The organism is Ruegeria sp. N10 (assembly GCF_056531545.1).
This window is the reverse complement of sequence record NZ_JBQFLY010000003.1, coordinates 322,298-341,927: the sequence shown is the minus strand read 5'-3', so window position 1 is coordinate 341,927 and position 19,630 is coordinate 322,298. Positions and strand designations below refer to the sequence as shown.

The following is a 19,630-nucleotide window of genomic DNA, read 5'->3' as shown; positions in this document are numbered from 1 at the left end:
GCACCTTCCCGCAACGTCGTCCTTGCGCGCCCGGTCATGTTCGGTGAACTTCTGCGCAGGAGGACAGGACATGCACCCGACAATTGAACGACTACAAGAGGTTGTCGCCAAGGGCGATGAGGCGCTGATCCACGATCTGCTGGCCGAAGATGTGCAGTTCCTGCCACCAACCTATTACAGCACGTGGACCGGGCGCGCACCTGTGGCTGCCGTTCTTGGCCATGTCGGGCAGGTCTTTTCCGACTTCCGGTATCGCCGGATTATGGGCGCTGGCAACGATTGGGCGCTGGAGTTTCAATGCAAGATTGGAGATCTGGACGGCATTGGCGTTGACCTCATTACGCTGAACGAGGACGGTTTGATCCAAATCTTCGAAGTCGCCATGCGCCCCTACAAAACAGTCGGCGCTTTGCGCGAAGCGATGATGGCGCGCGTGATGACTGACGCTCGTTTTCTGGAATTCAAAAACGCCCTGACGTGACCTGATGATGCGCGCCCTGATAGCACCCGACCAGGTTCTACGTGTGCCCTTGTTGCCCGTTCTGGCCACGCAAGCCCTTTTGGTGCGCCGCAACGCCCGGCTTTTGCCGGAGCCCACTGGCCCGCGAGAGGGCCGAACAGGGCGTGGCCCCCGCCTGCGTCTGCTGATCACCGGCGATAGCTCGGCGGCCGGAGTGGGCGCGGGAACTCAGGCGCAGGCCTTGTCGGGACAGCTTGTGGACCGGCTGGCCAGACACCACATGGTTGAATGGCAACTTGAGGCCACCACAGGGCACACGACGCTGGATACGATTGACCGCCTGAGGCGCATAAAGGGCGAATTCGATGCGGTGGTCACTGCTTTGGGGGTGAACGATGTCACCCGCGCCGTCTCTTGCCGCACATTTGCGGATCGTCAGGCGCAGCTTATCAACATCCTGACAAAAGACCTGGGGGCGCGGCGCATAATCATCACCGGCGTTCCGCAAATGAACAGGTTTCCCGCCCTGCCACACCCATTGGCCTGGGTGCTTGGCCGTCAGGCTGCGCGGCTGGATAATGCGTTGCAACAGGTTGTTTCCGTCCATTCACACGTGCAACATCTAAGGCTTGATCTGCCCGACGACCCGGTCCTGGCGGCACCGGACGGCTATCACCCAAGCCCCCGGGCCTATGCGCTGTGGGCAGATGCTGCCGCACGCCTGTTGCTTCAGGCCTGAGCCCGCGCCTGCCGGATCATCGGGATCGAGTAAATGACCAATGCCACCCAGATCAGGGGGAATGCGATCATGCGTCCGGTGTCGATTTTCTCACCAAACAGAGTGATGGCTGTAATGAAAATCATAGTCGGCGCAATGTACTGCAGGATGCCCATGGTCGACAGGCGCACCAGCTTGGCCCCGTTCGCATAGACCAGCAATGGAACCGCCGTGACGATACCGGCGCAGGACAACAGTAGGGTATCAGACATCGCGACCCCAAAATGGCCTGTGCCTTGCACGCCCAGCCACGTGACATAAGCCAAGGCCGGGATCAAAAGGATCAGGACCTCAAGCAGAAAGCCCTGGTTGGGACCAATTGGAAGGGATCTCTTGAAGAACGCATAGAAACCCCAGCTGACCATCAAACTCAGCGCCGCCCAGGGTAGCCGCCCAGCCTCAAGAATAAGTACAAGAACGCCCAGCGCGGCAAGCCCCACCGCAAACAATTGGGTCCGCGTCAGGGGCTCACGCAGCAGAATTGCGCCCAACGCAATACTGAAAAGCGGGTTGATGTAATACCCAAGCGCGGCGTCCAGCGCGTGCCCCGTCGAGATCGCCCAAACATAAATCGCCCAGTTCACGGAAATCAGGGCCGCCGTCAAGGCCGCCATGGCCAGCATCCGGGGATTGCCCAGTGCAGCTTTCAAGTCCCGGGTACGCCCCAGCGCGACCAGAAGCAAACCTGCAACCGGAACAGACCAGATAACCCGATGCGCCACCACCTCGACCGGTCCAATGTGATCCATCGCCTTCATATAAAGCGGCAGAAATCCCCACAGGACATACGCCGTGACACCTAAAGCCAGACCTTTGGGCGTGTCCGCATTCTGAGGTGGTAAAGGCGTGTCTGTCACGAAGGTTCTCCGGTTGATACCGGTTTCGTTTACGGCAGAACTGAACGGATTGAAAACTCCGAAAACAGTGAAGTGTCACATAACGATTTGTGATAAGTTAGCTGACCGCAGCTGTTGCCGCCAAAAATGCGAGGCTCTGCCTCGCGCTCCGGGATATTTAGAGCCAGGTGAAGCAAGGGATCCGCACTTCATCTGGCCCAAAATATCCCGGGGGAGTCGCCCGGCACGGGCGGCGGGGGCAGAGCCCCCAGCCCTGTCTGTCAGACCTTCACCCGTTCGGATTTCGGGTCATACATCGGTTTAAGCGATGCTTCGGCTTTGACCTTCACGCCGCAAACATCGATCTCATAGGTTGAACCCAGAACGTCTGCGGCCGTTTCACCTTCGCACGGTACATAGCCCATTCCGATGGCACCGCCGAGGCTGTGACCGAAGTTGCCGGAACTCAGGTAGCCGACATATTCGCCATCACGCACGATCGGCTCGTTGTGGAACAACAGCGGTTCAGGGTCGGTCAGACGGAACTGTACCAAACGGCTTTTGGGGCCGCTTTCTTTTCTTGCAATCACCGCCTCACGCCCGATAAAATCACAACCTTTGTCCACCTTGACGGCAAAGCCAAGACCAGCATCAACCACGTGATCCTCACAGGTGATATCATGGCCGAAATGGCGGAAACCCTTTTCGATCCGGCAGCTGTCCATCATGTGCATACCACACAGCTTCAGCCCCATGTCCTGACCGGCCTCATGCAGCGTCTCGAAGACGTGGCCCGCCATGTCCGAGGAAACATAGATTTCCCACCCAAGCTCACCCACATAGGTCACACGATGAGCGCGGGCGAGGCCCATGCCGATCTCAATTTCCTGCGCGGTGCCAAAGGGGTTGTTCGCGTTTGTGAAATCATTGGGCGAGACTTTTTCCAGCAAAGCCCGAGCGTTTGGCCCCATGACAGCGAGAACGCCTTCACCCGCTGTGACATCTGTAATGACCACGTTGAAATCCCCGACATGGCGCATCATCCATGTCTGATCCGCCAAGCGTGTGGCTGCGGGGGTCACGACCAGATAGGTAGTTTCGGTCAGGCGGGTCACGGTGACGTCCGCTTCGATCCCGCCCGTGCGGTTCAAAAACTGCGTATAGACGATCTTGCCGACAGGGACCGAGTAGTCTCCCCCGCCGATGTAGTTCATGAACTTTTCAGCATCAGTGCCTTCCACGCGAATCTTGCCGAAGGAAGACATGTCATACATGCCCACATTCTCGCGCACGGCTCTGTGCTCGGCAGCGGAATTCTCGAACCAGTTCTGGCGCTTCCAGCTGTACCGGTATTCGCGCTCCTGCCCTTCATTCGCGTACCAATTGGCACGTTCCCAACCTGCGAGTTCGCCAAAAACGGCGCCTTGTTCTTTCAGGTGATGGTGGAACGGGGTTCGGCGCACACCGCGCGCGGTGACTTTCTGACGATAGGGATAGTGATCGGCGTAGAGCAGTCCCAACGTTTCTTTTGAGCGTTCAAAAAGGTACTTCTTATTGCCCTGAAACGGCTGCATCCGACCGATATCCACGTCGCCCAGATCAAAGGGCTTTTCACCGGTATCCATCCACTCGGCCAGCGACATGCCCGCGCCACCGGCGGACTGGATACCGATCGAGTTGAACCCGGCCGCGACCCAAAAATTGTCCATCTCGGGCGCCAGACCCAGGTGATAGGCGTCGTCGGGAGTAAAGGATTCGGGGCCGTTGAAGAAGGTGTGAATACCCGCCTCAGACAGCATAGGCATCCGGTTGCAGGCCGCTTCGAGGATCGGTTCGAAGTGGTCGAAATCCTCGGGCAGTTGGTCGAACTCGAAGCTGTCTGGAATACCGTTCATGGCCCAGGGTTTGGCATTGGGCTCGAATGCGCCCAACATCATTTTGCCCGCGTCTTCCTTGTAGTAGGCGCATTCATCCGGCACCCGCAGAACCGGCATTTGGCTCAACCCTTCAATGGGTTCAGAGACGATGTAGAAATGTTCGCAGGCGTGCAGCGGCACATTCACGCCGGCCATCTTGCCTACCTCGCGCCCCCACATTCCCGCGCAATTGACAACCATATCACAGGCGATATGCCCTTGGGTTTGCCCGTCATCACTGACCCAGTCGACACCGGTTGCACGCCGTCCGTGCCGGGAAATCCCGGTCACCTTCACCCGTTCCTTGATCACCCCACCGCGTTGACGCGCACCCTTGGCCAACGCCAAGGCAATATTAGCAGGATCCGCCTGGCCATCGGTTGGCAACCAAACGCCACCTGCCACGCCGTCGAGGTTGATGTGCTCATATCGCTCTTTGACTTCGGTCGGTGACAGCTCTTCGACCGGCACGCCAAAGGCACGGGCCATTGCCGCATTTCGGTGAAGCTCTTCCAACCGCTCACTGGTCAGGGCGACCGAAACGGACCCGACCTGACGCAGGCCGGTGGCGACACCGGTCTCTTCCTCAAGGCCCAGATAAAGCTCTGCGGAATAGCGCGCCAGTTTGGTCATGTTGGAAGACGCGCGCAGTTGCCCGATCAGGCCCGCCGCGTGCCAGGTGGTGCCGCTGGTCAGTTGCTTGCGCTCTAGAAGAACAACATCAGTCCAGCCCTTCTTGGTCAAATGATACGCGACCGAACATCCGATGACGCCGCCACCGATGATGACCACTCGGGCCTTGCTGGGAAGATCAACCATCCTGAAATCTCCGCTGTGTCAGGTTTGGCGTAAACTGCCACGGAAGATCGACAACAAATGCACCAAAAACGTCACAAGATCAGCAGTTTTCACCGATGTGTCGCGGCCCGCTTTTCCCGCCTAACGACAAAAGGCGTGACACCGAAGAAGCTTTTGTAAACAGACGAAAACCCGTTCGGAAAACCACAGGCCAACCCGATTTCGCGAACGCTCATAGTGGTGTTCAGAAGCAGGTTATTGGCCTTGGCCAGCCGCATTTCACGATAGAATCCGTTGGGCGTGGTGCCAAAGAAGGTTTTGAACTTACGCTCAAGCGAGCGGTTCGACAGTCGCAGCGAATCGACGATCTGATTGATCGGCAGAGGGTCTTCGATATTGGCCTGCATGAGCTTGATGCACTGATCCAGCTTCACATCTCCGGTCGCCGTCAACTTTACCCCAGAGAATGGCTGCATCGAGGCGAAATCCCGGATGTTTTCATGCAACATGATGTCCGCCACGGTCATTTTTGCGGGCCCCGAGATATGACGGCCGATCACTGCCAGCGCGATATCTGTTGTCGCCTCCATTCCGGCACAGGTCACAACCGCGCCCTGTTCGGTTGCAATCGACAGTTTGGCTTCAAACCGGGCCCCGCGTTCCCGCAGGAACGAGGCATTCTCCCAGTGGGTTGCCAAGTCGTCTGTACCCTGTTCGTCGATATACCGGCTGGCGGCTTCCGCCAGCAGAAACACCTTGGCATCCCGGAAGGTGTAATCCGACACCACCCGCCCCAAAGACAAGTCCGGGTGATCCGGGTCAGAATTGCCGATCACAAAAAGATAATTCGCCTTGGGCTGCGCCTGCACGCGTTCCGTTTGCACCACCGCGTCGCTGCTGCTGGAGATCGGGCCACCTTTGAGCGACCGATAGGCAAAAGTGAACGGCGGCTTCGGACACACACGATTTGCCAGCCTGAGAACCTCGACCAATGAGGCCAGTTCAAGCAGTACAAATCCGGGTGCGACCAGAATATCGAAATGTTGCTGTATCGCCTGCGGTGATTCAGAAGCAAATTTCCTCATCGCTGTCACCTTAGACGATCTCATGCCCGGCAGTACGCAACCGCTTGGCCAGCGCTTCGATGTGGTCCGGGCCGATCTCGCAGCATCCACCGACAATCGTGGCCCCCTGACCGACCCAACGCATGACGTGATCCGCATAGGCATCGGGACCAAGATCATGGCGTTGATCCAACGCATCCACTGTCGGCGCGTCCATTAGAAACTCATCCGAAATATGTGTAAAGCCGTTGGCATAGGCACCATAAGGCTTGTTCATGCCGGACAGGATGTCCAGAGCAGCTGGGATCGCTTCGGGGCGCGAACAATTGATCAGCAGCGCGTCAGGCGAAAACTCTTCAACCAATGGCGCGACATCCCTGAGCTGTTCGCCAGACCTGAGGCGACTGCCATCGTCGTCATTGACCGTGAATGACAGCCAGATTGGTTTGCCACATCCGGTCGTTCCACGCAGCGCGCCCTCGGCCTCCTGCACCGAGGACACTGTCTCGATCAGAAACAGATCGACGCGCGCAGCCATCAAAGCCACAAGTTCAGCAAACTTTCCCGCCGCATCTGCCGGGTCGGGATTCAGGTCGGGTCGGTAAGATGCAAGAAGCGGCCCCAGAGACCCCGCAATCCGCCCCCCGGTCGAAGTACGAGCACGTTCGGCCTGTGTCAGGGCAGTGTCGATAAGGGCGGGCATCTGGTCCTCCATCCCCACTCGCACTAGGCGTGAACGGTGGACGGCATAGGTATTGGTGGTGGCAACCGTGGCACCACGACGGAAGTAGTCGCCATGCACCGCGCCGACCAGATCAGGGTGGTCGATCATCACACGTGTGGACCATAGTGGCGTCGCCCGGTCTCCGCTGCGTTTGACCAATTCCTGTCCAATTGAACCGTCCAACAGAGTGATCTTTGTCATGTCGTTGCTCCTTAAGGCAGCAGCACGAGTTTACCCGGAAGGGTCTTTGCCTGAAAATCAGCCTGTGCGCGGACGATATCCTTCAACGGGTAGGTTCGGGAAACCAGTGGCTTGATCCGTCCGGTATTCATCAACTCCACTAGGCGGCCAAAGACTTCGGGTGCCTGATGCGTGCAGCCGTGAATGGTGATGTCGCGCAAATAGATGTCCCGCAGATCAGCCTCGACAATCGGGCCAGCGATTGCCCCAGAAACGGCGTAGTGCCCGCCGGGCTTCAGGGCAAGGATCAGCGATGCCCATGCGGGCCCGCCAACAACATCTATAACCGCGTCGAACATATCCTGCGGCGGCAGCTCATCCCGGGCAAATGTGCCCAACGCCCCTTGGGATCTGACGACCTCTTCCTTCGCTGCAGCCGTCACACCCCAAACCGATGCTCCGCGCAGCGCCGCAAGCTGCACCGCCGCCAGACCGACGCCGCCTGACGCGCCAGTGATCAGAACTTTTTGCCCAGACGTCACGCCCGCGCGCGTCAGCAGGTTTTCGGCAGTACCAAAGGCGCAGGGAATGGCCGCAATTTCAACATCAGACAGGGGCGATGCACTTACGTCGTAAAGATCATTTGCTTCAACCAGACAGTATTGGGCAAAGGCCCCATCAATCTCTGACCCGAGCGCAATAAAGCCCTGAGGGTTGCCGGGGCGCGGACGTGGAAGGTTGATCGGGCACGTCACACGCTGGCCCTTTTTGAACCCCGTGTTTGGCCCGACTTCTTCAACGATCCCGCACAGATCGCCGCCCTGAATGCGGGGAAAGTTCAGTGCGCCGCCCCACCCTCCGGCTTCAATATCCTGATCGACGGCATCCGTCCCGCCGGTGACATCCGATGAATACCAGCCGACCCTTGTGTTGATATCCGTGTTATTGACCCCTGCCGCGGCGACCCGAACAAGCACCTGCCCCGGCCCAGGGGCCGGGACCGGGATATCGTCGCGCCATTCCAGCGCCTCTGTTCCGCCATGGCCGGTCAGATAGACGCCGGACATGGTCGCCAGACGCGTCACGCCCGCAACCGCTCGTTCTCGGGGTCCCAGAGCGGTTGATCCAGCTCTACCACGGCGCGGCATTTCTGACCGTAGATTTCGACCTCAAGTTCAGTTCCGGGGTTGGCAAACTCGGCCCGGATCATGCCCAGCGCGATGGATTTGCCAACGCGGTAGCCCCATGCGCCGGATGTGGTTTCGCCGACGATCTCATCGCCTTGCCAGATACAGGACATATACGGCGCGTCGCAATCGCCCGCATCAACGGTCAGGGTGACGAAGGACTTTTTCACGCCTTGCTGCTTTTCGTTCAGGATTGCAGCCTTGCCCGGGAAGTCCTGCGGTTTGTCCAATTTGACGAACCGCTCCAACCCGCCTTCAAGCAGGGAATAGTCGGTCGACAGATCGCCCTTCCAGGCGCGGTACCCCTTTTCGATCCGCAGCGAGTTCAGCGCATACATCCCGAACGGCTTGGCACCGGCATCGATGATCGCGTCGTAGATCGCAGGCATATCCGCATTTTCAGCGTGAACTTCCCAGCCCAGCTCACCAGCGAATGAGACACGCAGCAGAGCGACCCATCCGCCTTTGATTTCGCTTTCCTGAAAGCTGAGCCACGGCAAGGTCAGATCGGCCTCGGTAACTTTGCTGAGAATGTCCCGAGATCGAGGCCCGGTAACGATCAGCGTGCTCATCCGCGTTGTCCAGTCTTCCAGCGTGAACTCGGCATCGGCAGGTATGTGACGCTCAAGCCATTCAAGGTCATGCCATTGCGCGGTCGCTGCAGTGACCAGAACGAACAGGTCTTCGGCCTCGCGCGTGACCGACATTTCGGTCAGGATACGCCCGCGGTCATCTGCGAAGTAAACCAGCCCAACCCGACCAATCTTGGGCAATGCCCCGGCAACCAGACCGCGCAGCCATTCATCAGCACCCGGCCCCTGTATTTTGAACCGCGAGAAGCCCGGCAGGTCCAACACGCCACAATGATCGCGCACGGCCTCACATTCTTCCTTGATCCGCTGTTCCCACGGACCGGACCGTCCCCAGGTGTGGGTCGCGTCGAGCGAGGTGTCATCACCGGGCTGTGCAAACCAGTTGGCGCGTTCCCAGCCGTTATAGGCCCCCATGACACCGCCGTGCGCGATCACCTTGTCATGCACGGGCGACAGCTTCTTGTTTCGTGCGGCAGGCCATTCATGGTGCGGGAAGTGCATGGCATATTCGTTGCCATAAACTTCCATGCCTTTCTGGTTGCAATAATCCTGATCGGTGTAATCGGTATAGCGGCGCGGATCGACGGCCCACATATCCCATTCGGTCGCGCCATCAACAACCCACTCGGCCAGAACCTTGCCTGCGCCACCGCCCTGCGCGATGCCGAAGGTGAAAGTATGCGCCTCGAACGCGTTTTTCACACCCGGCATCGGGCCGATCAGCGGCAGCCCGTCCGGCGCATAAGGGATCGGCCCGTTGATGACGCGTCCAACGCCCGAGGTTGCCATCAGCGGCACCCGCTCCATCGCATCGGTGACGATATCTTCGATGCGGTCCAGATCGTCATTCCACAATTGAAAGCTGAAATCATCCGGCATCGGATCGTCTTCGGTCATCCAGTGGCCCTTGCAGTTGGGCTCGTAAGGACCAAGGTTGAAGCCGTTCTTTTCCTGCCGCAGGTAGTACGAGACATCCACATCACGCAGCAACGGCAGTTTGGCACCGCTTTGCTTGGTCCATGCTTCGATCTCGGGGATTTCATCGGTCAGCAGGTACTGGTGACTCATGACCATTGCCGGAACGGTGCGGCCACCGAAGGGCTTGAACCATTCGCCCACGCGCTGTGCATAATACCCGGCTGCGTTCACAACATAGTCGCAGGCTATATCGCCTTTGTCCGTGTGCACGGTCCAGGTGCCGTCATCATGCTGCGTCACGCCAGTCGCCGGGCAGAAACGGATGATCTTCTGCCCCATATCGCGCGCGCCTTTGGCCAGCGCCTGGGTTAGCTGCGCCGGATCGATGTCGCCATCCGTCGGATCGTAGAGAACACCTTCAAGGTCATGCGTTTCCAGGAAGGGATAACGCTCTTTCGCTTCTTCCGGGGTCCACATTTCCATCGGAATCCCCTGATAGCGGCCCATCGCCATGGCGCGCTCGAACTCCTGCACACGTTCTTTCGAATGCGCCAGTCGGATCGAACCGGTCTGGTGGTAGTTCATCGGGTAATCGACTTCCTCGCCCAGACGCGCATACAGCTCGGTCGAATAGCGCTGCATGTTCATGATCGCCCATGAGGTCGAAAAGGTCGGAACGTTCCCTGCCGCATGCCAGGTCGACCCGGCAGTCAGTTCGTTCTTTTCCAGCAGAACACAATCGGTCCAGCCTTTCTTGGCAAGGTGATACAGCGAGGAAGCCCCCACCACACCGCCACCGATTATGACCACGCGGGCTTTTGTTGGAAAATCACTCATGCGTTTTTGATCCTTGTTACTGTGCCTCTTGAGGCAGATCGTCCGTGATGTCGTAGTAGTCGCCCTTGTCAGCCACAAAGATGTGCTTCGAGAGCGAAAGACCTGTGGGCGCGTCCAGCGCGCCCATGGAAATCGAAATCGTGTCTTCCTGGTTGTGTTGCCAGAAGAGGAAAGAGCCACATTTGCTGCAAAATCCGCGCCGGGCGATGTCAGACGCGCAATACCAGCTGAGTGTGTCACTGGCCGAGAAACTCAGGTTGTCCTTATGGGTCGAAGTCGAAGCCCAGACATGGCCCGACTGTCTGCGGCACTGTCCGCAATGGCAGACCGAAGGTGGCGACAGGTCTCCGTCGATCGTGAACGCGACCGAGCCGCAAAGGCAGGATCCCTTGTGCATCTGACTACCCCCTTATTGCGGGTGTGGTGCTGGTCCCCAACAACACACCGTAGATGACAAAACAGGCCGCCATGATCCGGCGCACCCAGATATTGAACACTGCGCTCAGCGCTGCTCTGCCCATCAAGGCACCCAGCGCCGTAAAGCCGGTGTAGCTGAGTGTGGTGATGACCAGCGCGGTCGGCATGATAACCCCCATCTGCTGCCAGATCGGGACCTCGGGCTGAACGAACTGCGAAAACGCGGCCAGGTATCCGGCGACGCTTTTGGGATTGATCGTGGCCACTGCAAGCGCGTGCAGGTAGACATGTCGCGCAGGACGCTCGGAGGCTGGTGCGGGTTTTGTAGCATTCATCCAGCCGCGAATCCCCAACCAGATCAAAAATCCCGCGCCAATCAACCTGGCGACAAAGAACCCGGTCGGCGATGCAGCGATCAGGGCGGTCACACCCAGCGCAGACAGGATCAGAAAGGCGCTGGCCTGCGTGAGAATAGCCAATACGCCTAGCATTGCCCTTGGAAACGGAAGGCTCATCCCGTTCGAGATGCAATTGACCGCGTTCGGACCCGGGGTGGTCACGAAAACCACCCAGAACAACGCGAATATGGTCCAGGCCTCGAACGACATCAATAAACCGGCGGGGCGATGACCCAGATGGCCGCAGCGGGCTCGTCGTAAGGGTTGGCCCATTGATAAGGTTCGTGTCGGATCCGAAAACTGTCACCTGGCCCAACCGTGAACGCGCGCGCCCCGATTGTCAGGTCCAACTTGCCCGAGATCATGTATCCGACTTCCTGTGTCGGACGATTGGCCGGTGTCTGCATCTGCGAGTTGGGTTTGAAGGTAGAATGTACCATTTCGAAATCATCGGTCAGATCCGGCGAGAGCAGTTCTTCGATCAACCCTTCCTCGCCCGACCCCATGGGCCGGCGCGAGCCGGCACGCACGACATATCCCTGCTCGTCCGCAGGTGCCGCCGAATGCGCAAACAACATCGACATGGGTACGCCAAGGCATTCGGCGATCTGCCTCAGGTCCGAGATTGACGGCTCAGACATGTCACGTTCGACCTGGCTGAGCCAGCCCACAGACCTGTCCAGCCGGGTTGCGATAGCACTCAGCGTCAATCCACGCGCCTTGCGCAGCGCGCGGATATCTGCACCAAGTGTTGCACTTTGCGGGGCCTGGCTGTTCAAGGGGGCTCCAACTCTCGTGAAAATTTGATCTCGTTTTTCACGATGCCTCGATTCCGTGAAATTTCCAAGCATTTTTTCACGCAAGCCCGTATTCCGGATTGGCTATGCCCTGACGGTTCGGTCACTCAGCTGATATGGCAAACATATGTATCGGTGGTGGCAGAGGCGCGCTCGTGCCAAAGCGTGAAGCCTGTTTTTTGCAGAACGCGGGCAGAGGCCGGATTGTCACGCCCGACCCCGGCAATGAGACGCACGGCAGGCCCAGGCGTCAATGCGTCCTGCAAGCCTTGCAACATCTCGGAGGCGTAGCCATTCCCCCAAGCGGATTCTGCAATCAGATAGCCAACGTGAAGGTTTGGAATTGAATCGGCCTCTGTACTCATGGCCAACACGAATAGGCCAATAAGGTGGTTACCGCGGTTATAGCGCGCAAGCAGAATATCGCTTTCAGCACGTCTGTCATCAATCCAGTTCGAAATATCCCGGCCCTGCAACTGCATCGACGGTGGCAGGTGTTTCAGGACCGCAGGGGTCAGAAGCGCGACAAGATCATCTTCAAGCCGAGCTCGCAATCGCGGATCGGTGAGTTCAACCTTCCAGTTGCGAACCGAAAGGCGCGGAGTTCGGAAATGGCCTGGAACCATGGTTAATCCAATACGTATCGGGCTTTCCGGTTTTATCAGGCCCCGAGCGAAATCGAAAAGAGGAAACCGGTAGACGCACCTTGTACGGACCGAGAATCAATCAGGCTTGTGCGAAGGTCTTTGACAGGATCGCGGACAAGTTATCCGCGTCTTCAGTTGAGAACGCATCGGGTTGATTGCTGTCGATGTCGAAAACTGCAATCAACTCGCCCGCTGCGTTCCGCACCGGCAGAACAAGTTCGGACCGGGTTGAACTGGCGCAAGCGATGTGACCCGGAAACGCGTCGACATCCGGCACCAGCTGCACTTCGCCAGTGCGCGCTGCCGCCCCGCAGACGCCGCGCGCGAACGGGATGACCAGACAGCCATGCCCGCCCTGGTAGGGGCCGATCTTCAGCAAGCCCGGTTCTGTCACCCGGTAAAACCCGGTCCAGTCGAAACGGTCGTCAGAATAGTGGACCTCGCAAGCAACGGTGGCCATCAGGGCAACCTGATCGGTTTCGCCTTCGGTCAATGCTGCAATTGTACTGGCCAGCGTACTGTAATCGACGGTCATAGGTCCCGAACCCCTTGGAAAACCCCGGGGGCTCTGCCCCCGAACCCCCGGAGTATTTCGAAAAAGATGAAGGGACAAATGGGTTCGATCGCGATAGCTGTTCCTTCACCGCCGCCGATGCAGATTGCAGCAACCCCCCGCTTGAGATTTCGTTTCTCGAGCGCGTTCAACAAGGTGACCATTATACGGGCGCCAGATGCTCCTATAGGATGGCCCAAGGCACAGGCACCGCCATTTACGTTCACCTTGTCGCGCGGCAATCCCATCTCGTGCATGAAAGCCATCGGCACAACTGCGAAGGCTTCATTGACCTCCCACAGGTCGACATCATCCTTGTTCCAACCGATGCGGGACAGGAGCTTTTGCGCCGCCGGAACCGGCGCAGTCGTGAAAAGTCCGGGTGCCTGTGCATGGCTGGCATGTCCCAGAATACGGGCCCGAACTGTCAGCCCTCGCGCTTCTGCCGTTTCAGCCGATACCAGAACAAGCGCCGCCGCGCCGTCGGATATTGACGAGGAATTGGCGGCGGTCACTGTCCCGTCCTTGCGGAAAGCGGGATTCAGCGTCGGAATTTTCTCGGGACGGGCAGATTTGGGTTGCTCGTCAGCCACCTGTACAACCTCACCCTTTCGCGTGCGCACTGTGACGGGGACGATCTCGCCCGCGAAAGCACCGCTTTCTTGCGCGGAAAGTGCGTTGGACAAGGATTTCAAGGCATATTCATCCTGCGCTTCGCGGGTGAACTGATACGCCTCGGCGCAATCTTCGGCAAAGGTTCCCATCAGGCGGCCCTTGTCATAGGCGTCTTCCAGCCCGTCAAGGAACATGTGGTCGATCACCTGACCATGACCGATGCGCGCACCGCCCCGCATTTTCGGCAGCAGGTAGGGCGCGTTGGTCATGCTCTCCATACCTCCGGCGACCATTGTATCTGCATGACCCAATGCGATCTGGTCGAAGGCCATCATCGCCGCCTTCATCCCGGAACCACACATCTTGTTCAGCGTGGTGGCGGGAACCTCCTCGCCCAAGCCCGCCGCGAAACCCGCCTGGCGCGCCGGAGCCTGCCCCTGACCTGCGGGCAGGACACATCCCATCAACACCTCGTCAACCGTCTGTGCCCCTGCCTGCTTTAACGCGGCACGAATCGCTGCGCCGCCAAGCACGGATGCTGCGACACCGTCGAACATGCCCTGAAAACCACCCATTGGCGTTCTGGCAGCACCTGCAATAACAACATCTCTCATCCGGATAATCCTCCTGTCGTTCGGCCCTTGAATACCGAATGGTAAGAATTCGCGTCTAGCGTATTTCTACGACTCATTTTCAGATTGGAGGGCGGCCGGACCATGGGGCTGACCAGCACATCAGACGGTACGACACAGATTATCACCGTTCACTCTGACCGGATCGACGCTGCGATGGCCATTCAGTTCAAAGAAGACATGCGCGCAGAGACCGAGGCCTGCGCTGATCGGGTTGTCCTTGACCTTTCAGGTGTCGAGTTCATCGATTCAAGCGGGCTGGGCGCAATCGTGGCCTCCATGAAACAACTGGGGCTGAACCGAAGGCTTGATCTGGCAGGCCCGCAGCCCGTGGTGGAAAAGGTCTTTCGCCTGACGCGCATGGATACCGTGTTCAGGTTGTTTGCGACACTGGATGACGCCTTGTCGAAACCGGACAGGTGACAAGAGCAGGAGTGCGACAACATGGAGCCCATTTGTAACGCGACCTGCCTGGAAGTGAGCTTTCCCGCAACGGAAACAGAAGCCAGCGCGGGGATTGCGAAACTCAGTGCCGGACTGGCGAAACGAGGGTTGCCGCCGCACAAGGCGGACGACGTCAAGATCGCACTGGCAGAAGCAATCAACAACGTTGTGGAACATGCCTATATGGACGTGGCCCCGGCCGGGGTTCAGGTCACATGCCGGTTGGACAGAAACCGCCTGGACATTCTGATCTCGGACACGGGCCATCCATTGCCCGGCTACGAACCACCAGACGGAACACCAGCACCACTGGGAACCCGCATTCAGGATCTGCCCGAAGGCGGGTTCGGCTGGTTCCTGATTCATCAACTTACCAGCGATATCTGTTATGAGCGTCGCGACGGGTGCAATCGGCTATCCTTGCGATTTAACTTTGACAAGAACGGGTAATCAGCCGCAATTGGCCACAATAACGCCATTTTCGAAACATTGTCGCGCCGCAAATCGCCGCCATACAGTGACTCGTAGCTCAGATAGCTTCCCTCGGCGCCAATTATCACAGCCCCCACCCAGTGAACGGCGCCGAGGATCTCCTCCCCAACTTGAATTGACTGGACAACCGGCAATCAGAGAATAGCTTTCCCCTGTTTTAAGGAGAAAGAACCACCATGCGTGATCTGCACAAACCTGGCCGGTCGGAAGTTTTTGCAACGCGGGGAATGTGCGCAACGTCGCACCCGCTGGCCGCCAAGGTGGCAATCGATATTCTTGAGCGCGGCGGCAACGCCATGGACGCAGCGATTGCAGGTGCAGTTCTGCTTGGGATTTGCGAACCGCAGATGACCGGGTTGGGCGGCGATTGTTTCGTTTTGTTCAGCCGTGCGGGCGAAAACCGGATACGCGCATTGAACGGATCGGGTCGCGCACCGGCCGCTGCGCGGGCGCAGCCCTTGCGAGACAAGGGTCTGTCATCTGTACTGTTGAACGGCCCGGACGCGGTGACTGTTCCCGGTGCCGTGGACGCCTTCTGTCACCTTGCAGAAACCGAAGGACGTTTGGGGCTGGGCGCGATTCTGGAACCCGCAATCCACTATGCCGATGCTGGCGTTCCGGTGGCCCCTCGGGTTGCATTTGACTGGAAAACAGGGGCGACCACATTACAGGGCGCTGCGCGTGATCATTATCTGGTCAATGGGCAAATACCCGCAATCGGGCAGATCTTTCGCGCCCCCGGTCAGGCTGAGGTCTTGCGCAGGATCGCCAGCCAGGGACGAGACGCTTTTTATTCAGGAGACATTGCCGAGGATATGATCCGGGCTCTGTCCGCACACGGAGGTGTCCACACCGCCGAGGACTTCCACCGCACCAAGTGCACTGAAACGCAGCCCATGCGCGGGGCCTACAAGGGTGTTGATCTGGTCGAACACCCGCCGAACGGCCAAGGTGCAACCGCGATCCTGCTGCTGAACATTCTAAAACAGTTCGATCTGGCCAGTATGGATCCATTTGGAGCAGAACGGGTTCATATCGAGGCTGAAGCCACCAAGCTGGCTTATGACGCGCGCAACCGGTTTATTGCTGATCCCGATCATGTCGCGCGGGCCGAGCGGTTTCTTGATATGGATGTAGCAGTCAGGCTGGCGGCATTGATTGACCCAAAACGCGCAATGCCCGCAGCAGCACCTTTGACGGAAGCCGTACACAAAGACACGGTCTATATCACAGTGGTCGACCGCGACCTTATGGCTGTGTCGCTGATTTACTCGATCTTTCATGGCTTTGGGTCAGGGATCGCGTCCGAGAAATACGGCATTCTGCTTCAGAATAGGGGCGCGGGGTTCACGCTTCAGCCGGGTCACCCCAATGAACTGGCTGGCGGCAAGCGCCCGATGCACACGATCATACCGGGGATGTTGACCGAGAATGACCGTGTCACGATGCCATTCGGCGTCATGGGCGGTGCTTATCAACCGACCGGGCACGCGCGTTTCGTTTCGAACCTTAGGGACTTTGGGCTGGAGCTACAGGAAAGCATCAACGCGCCGCGTGCCTTTTTTGATGGAAATGTCCTGAAACTGGAGCGGGGCTATTCTGAAGAAGTGGCGAAACAATTGTCTGAAATCGGCCACAATATTGAAGTTCCGGAAACTCCGCTTGGTGGAGCGCAAGCGATCCGAATCCGAAAAGACGGTGTTTTGGAAGGTGCCAGCGACCCGCGCAAGGATGGGTGCGCCCTTGGATACTGATCAGCGGCAGTACAATGCCGACCGGTTCGCCACACCTAGTTCAGGTGGAAATGCAGAGGGTAAGCACCGTCTTCGAATGGGCCGAACATGTTGGAGATATCCGGGTGTTCAACCGGCTCGCCGGAATAGTCTGCAACCAGATTTTGTTCTGAAACATAAGCAACATAGAAGGATTGGTCGTTCTCTGCCAACAGGTGGTAGAACGGCTGTTCTTTCCTTGGACGGCTGTCTTCCGGAATGGCCTGATACCATTCTTCTGTGTTCGAAAACTCTGGGTCCACGTCAAAAATCACCCCTCGAAAAGGGTGTTTCTTGTGACGGACCACCTGGCCCAATCCGTATTTCGCGCGTGTCTTTAACATTGTTTCAGCCCCCACCGCATTTACTAACGGTTTTTGGCCCGAAATGCCAATCATTGATGTGAAATTCAGGGAAACAGTCTGTGAACCTAATACTGACAGTGTTCGAAATCGTGGCCCCGGTTTTTCTCTTGGCGGCCATTGGCTTTACCTGGGTCAAACTGGGGTTCGAATACCGGCTGCAATTTGTGACACGCTTTGCAACGACGCTGGCAATGCCCAGTCTGATCTTTGTTGCACTCATGCAAACCGACATCCCGGGCGGAGATTTGTCGCGTTTCACATCCGCGACCCTGGTCGCAAATCTTCTGCTGGCTGGGGTGTTCTGGTTGCTGGTTCGCGTATTGAAACTGGATCAGCGCACGTACCTGTCACCGCTGATTTTCGGCAATACCGGCAATCTTGGGTTGCCGCTATGTATCTTTGCGTTCGGACAGATTGGCTTGGGTTACGCAGTCATCTTTCTGTCTGTAACTGCGCTGTTTTCTTTCACTTATGGAATATACCTAGTCGCCGGAAAAGGCGCATGGGGACAAGTCTTGCGCCAGCCGATGGCGTGGGCGACCATTCTGGGTGCAGTGTTTTTGTGGCAAGGGTGGCAAACTCCGACATTTCTAACCAACACGTTAGAGCTTTTGGGGCAAATGGCTGTTCCGCTGATGTTGGTCACGGTCGGTGTGGCAATCGCCCGCCTGACCTCGCGTAGTCTGGGGCAAGCACTCTGGTTGTCAGTCCTGAAGCTTATCGTCTGCTTTGCGTTGGGCTGGGGGATTGGAGTGTTGTTTGATCTGGACACTGTCGCCTTTGGCGTTCTGGTCTTGCAAATTTGTACGCCGGTCGCTGTGACCTCATATTTGTTGGCAGAACGATTTGAGGCCGATTCCGATGCCGTTGCCGGCATGGTCATGGTGTCCACTGTGCTTTCCGTGGCGGCGTTACCCGTAATTCTTGCCATTGTTTTGTAGCGATTGTGATTTCCTCAGAGCTCAATCTACGCTAGAATAAACAAAAAAAGGCATGAGGCACATGAGCAGAATTCTTATCGTACTCTTCGGGGTGCTGCTTTTGGCATCCTGTGGCGGCGGGTCAAAACAACCGCCCAGCAAACTGAACGACGCGTGCAGTATTGCGCACGAGCGACCGGATTTTATCAAGGCTTTCAAAAGCACCGAGCAGAAATGGGGTGTTCCGGTTCACGTTCAGATGGCCACGATTTATCAGGAAAGCCGATATCGCCACGATGCACGTACCCCGCACCGTTACGTGCTGGGCGTGATCCCGATGGGGCGGCAAAGCAGCGCCTATGGGTTCAGCCAAGCACTGGACGGCACCTGGGATCAATATCAGCGCGAAACCGGCAAGCGTCGGGCCAAGCGGGATCGCATCCGCGACGCGTCGGACTTCATCGGCTGGTATATGAACAAAAGCTATGAGCGCAACGGCATCCACCCCGGCGACACACGCAATCAATACCTGGCCTATCACGAAGGCCACACGGGGTACGCACGCGGCACCCACAACAGCAAATCATGGTTGTTGAGCGTGGCCAATGACGTGGACGCACGCGCGCAACTGTATCAGGCGCAATTAGCGAACTGCCGGTATTGAGTCATACTCAACGGGTCAGCGATTGACTGACCCGCGTCTTTCCTTGTTCGAAAAAAGGCCCTGATCCAGGTCATCGCTTTCGGTCAGCGCACCCAGAAGAACTGTGGTCTGACTGCCCGCGTTGTCATGGATCACCCATTTGCGAAGTTCGACCGGGTTATCGGTGAACATCAATTCAATCCGGCCTGCTTCAGGGTTCTTGGGGTCTTGTGCAGTGACCACTGTGGCCGTGCCGTCAAAGCTGTGGCCGACAACCATATTGGCCTGATCAAGATTCACATTGCGCGCCAGCACAATGGATAGCGGCGTGCGCTTCAGCGGGTATTGCTCGGGCGGCTGGTTCGATTTGGGATCAAAGATCTGAACACTGCCCGAGCGCGCCAGCACCACAGCGCTGTTGGGCGGGTCATATTCGAACCGCATCTTGCCTGGGCGCTGCATCCACAGCTGCCCGGTGCTCAACGAGCCATCATCATTCACCTGCGTGAACGTTGTCTGAACCGTTTTCAATCCGTTCAGGTAACTTGAGATTTGCGAAAGCGGCAGTTTTTCTGCCGCCCAGGCGGCTGGTGCAGCCAGTGTCAAAGCAAGGGCAAAAGCAATCTGTTTCATGCCGTACAGAT

General features: G+C 57.8%; 20 protein-coding genes and 1 pseudogene. 7 read left to right on the top strand and 14 right to left on the bottom strand.

The window, feature by feature from the left end:
- Positions 1-70: 70 nt before the first annotated feature.
- Complete coding sequence (locus ACR0JI_RS07275) at positions 71-481, top strand: nuclear transport factor 2 family protein (RefSeq protein ID WP_480493862.1); 411 nt, start codon at positions 71-73, stop codon at positions 479-481.
- 4 nt (positions 482-485) lie between these two features.
- Entirely contained in the window at positions 486-1,199 is a 714-nt protein-coding gene (locus ACR0JI_RS07270; protein WP_480493863.1) for an SGNH/GDSL hydrolase family protein, read from the top strand.
- On the opposite strand, the gene rarD is transcribed toward ACR0JI_RS07270, so the two are convergent.
- The 12 genes and pseudogenes from rarD to ACR0JI_RS07210 all read right to left on the bottom strand — a co-directional run.
- On the bottom strand, positions 1,190-2,095 hold the full coding sequence (rarD, locus tag ACR0JI_RS07265) for an EamA family transporter RarD (protein WP_480493864.1): 906 nt from the start codon (positions 2,093-2,095) through the stop codon (positions 1,190-1,192). The two genes, ACR0JI_RS07270 and rarD, sit on opposite strands and share 10 nt — an antisense overlap.
- A 260-nt stretch (positions 2,096-2,355) precedes the next feature.
- Positions 2,356-4,809 carry a GcvT family protein gene (locus tag ACR0JI_RS07260; RefSeq protein ID WP_480493865.1) on the bottom strand — a complete coding sequence of 818 codons (2,454 nt, stop codon included), beginning with the start codon at positions 4,807-4,809 and terminating at the stop codon, positions 2,356-2,358.
- A gap of 89 nt (positions 4,810-4,898) precedes the next feature.
- Positions 4,899-5,873, bottom strand: coding sequence for a GlxA family transcriptional regulator (locus tag ACR0JI_RS07255; protein ID WP_480493866.1), 975 nt, complete (start codon positions 5,871-5,873; stop codon positions 4,899-4,901).
- A 10-nt stretch (positions 5,874-5,883) separates the two neighbouring features.
- The gene (locus tag ACR0JI_RS07250; RefSeq protein ID WP_480493867.1) at positions 5,884-6,777 is read right to left on the bottom strand and encodes a homocysteine S-methyltransferase family protein; all 894 of its coding nucleotides are present in this window, start codon (positions 6,775-6,777) and stop codon (positions 5,884-5,886) included.
- Between the two features lie 11 nt (positions 6,778-6,788).
- Positions 6,789-7,823: an alcohol dehydrogenase family protein gene (locus ACR0JI_RS07245; RefSeq protein ID WP_480494045.1), complete on the bottom strand. Its 1,035-nt coding sequence runs from the start codon at positions 7,821-7,823 to the stop codon at positions 6,789-6,791.
- A 14-nt stretch (positions 7,824-7,837) separates the two neighbouring features.
- Positions 7,838-10,291 (bottom strand): GcvT family protein, encoded by a 2,454-nt coding sequence (locus ACR0JI_RS07240; protein ID WP_480493868.1) that lies wholly within the window; start codon positions 10,289-10,291, stop codon positions 7,838-7,840.
- Between the two features lie 16 nt (positions 10,292-10,307).
- A complete protein-coding gene (locus ACR0JI_RS07235) occupies positions 10,308-10,688 on the bottom strand; it encodes a GFA family protein (protein WP_267365883.1) in 381 nt (126 codons plus the stop codon).
- A gap of 4 nt (positions 10,689-10,692) precedes the next feature.
- A complete protein-coding gene (locus ACR0JI_RS07230) occupies positions 10,693-11,316 on the bottom strand; it encodes a LysE family translocator (RefSeq protein WP_480493869.1) in 624 nt (207 codons plus the stop codon).
- Positions 11,316-11,885 carry a helix-turn-helix domain-containing protein gene (locus ACR0JI_RS07225; protein WP_480474127.1) on the bottom strand — a complete coding sequence of 190 codons (570 nt, stop codon included), beginning with the start codon at positions 11,883-11,885 and terminating at the stop codon, positions 11,316-11,318. Before ACR0JI_RS07225 ends, ACR0JI_RS07230 begins: the two co-directional genes overlap by 1 nt.
- Before the next feature lie 125 nt (positions 11,886-12,010).
- Positions 12,011-12,529, bottom strand: coding sequence for a GNAT family N-acetyltransferase (locus tag ACR0JI_RS07220; protein ID WP_480493870.1), 519 nt, complete (start codon positions 12,527-12,529; stop codon positions 12,011-12,013).
- Between the two features lie 100 nt (positions 12,530-12,629).
- A complete protein-coding gene (locus tag ACR0JI_RS07215; RefSeq protein ID WP_480474129.1) occupies positions 12,630-13,085 on the bottom strand; it encodes a GAF domain-containing protein in 456 nt (151 codons plus the stop codon).
- A 77-nt stretch (positions 13,086-13,162) separates the two neighbouring features.
- Positions 13,163-14,332, bottom strand: a pseudogene (locus tag ACR0JI_RS07210) (acetyl-CoA C-acyltransferase); the annotation flags it as partial.
- A 102-nt stretch (positions 14,333-14,434) separates the two neighbouring features.
- Here ACR0JI_RS07210 and ACR0JI_RS07205 point away from each other — a divergent pair.
- From ACR0JI_RS07205 to ACR0JI_RS07195, 3 genes are all read left to right on the top strand, one after another.
- Positions 14,435-14,773, top strand: coding sequence for an STAS domain-containing protein (locus ACR0JI_RS07205; protein ID WP_480493872.1), 339 nt, complete (start codon positions 14,435-14,437; stop codon positions 14,771-14,773).
- 21 nt (positions 14,774-14,794) lie between these two features.
- Positions 14,795-15,244 carry an ATP-binding protein gene (locus tag ACR0JI_RS07200; protein ID WP_480474132.1) on the top strand — a complete coding sequence of 150 codons (450 nt, stop codon included), beginning with the start codon at positions 14,795-14,797 and terminating at the stop codon, positions 15,242-15,244.
- Between the two features lie 218 nt (positions 15,245-15,462).
- Positions 15,463-17,040 carry a gamma-glutamyltransferase family protein gene (locus ACR0JI_RS07195; RefSeq protein ID WP_480493873.1) on the top strand — a complete coding sequence of 526 codons (1,578 nt, stop codon included), beginning with the start codon at positions 15,463-15,465 and terminating at the stop codon, positions 17,038-17,040.
- Positions 17,041-17,075: 35 nt separating this feature from the next.
- Here ACR0JI_RS07195 and hspQ read toward each other — a convergent pair whose 3' ends face one another.
- Positions 17,076-17,402, bottom strand: a complete 327-nt coding sequence (hspQ, locus tag ACR0JI_RS07190; RefSeq protein ID WP_209504966.1) for a heat shock protein HspQ — start codon at positions 17,400-17,402, stop codon at positions 17,076-17,078.
- A gap of 80 nt (positions 17,403-17,482) precedes the next feature.
- On the opposite strand from hspQ, the gene ACR0JI_RS07185 reads away from it, so the two are divergent.
- Positions 17,483-18,364: an AEC family transporter gene (locus ACR0JI_RS07185; protein WP_480493874.1), complete on the top strand. Its 882-nt coding sequence runs from the start codon at positions 17,483-17,485 to the stop codon at positions 18,362-18,364.
- A 61-nt stretch (positions 18,365-18,425) separates the two neighbouring features.
- A complete protein-coding gene (locus ACR0JI_RS07180; protein WP_209504968.1) occupies positions 18,426-19,007 on the top strand; it encodes a transglycosylase SLT domain-containing protein in 582 nt (193 codons plus the stop codon).
- Between the two features lie 15 nt (positions 19,008-19,022).
- Here ACR0JI_RS07180 and ACR0JI_RS07175 read toward each other — a convergent pair whose 3' ends face one another.
- Complete coding sequence (locus ACR0JI_RS07175; protein ID WP_480474135.1) at positions 19,023-19,619, bottom strand: LolA family protein; 597 nt, start codon at positions 19,617-19,619, stop codon at positions 19,023-19,025.
- Between the last annotated feature and the right edge of the window lie 11 nt (positions 19,620-19,630).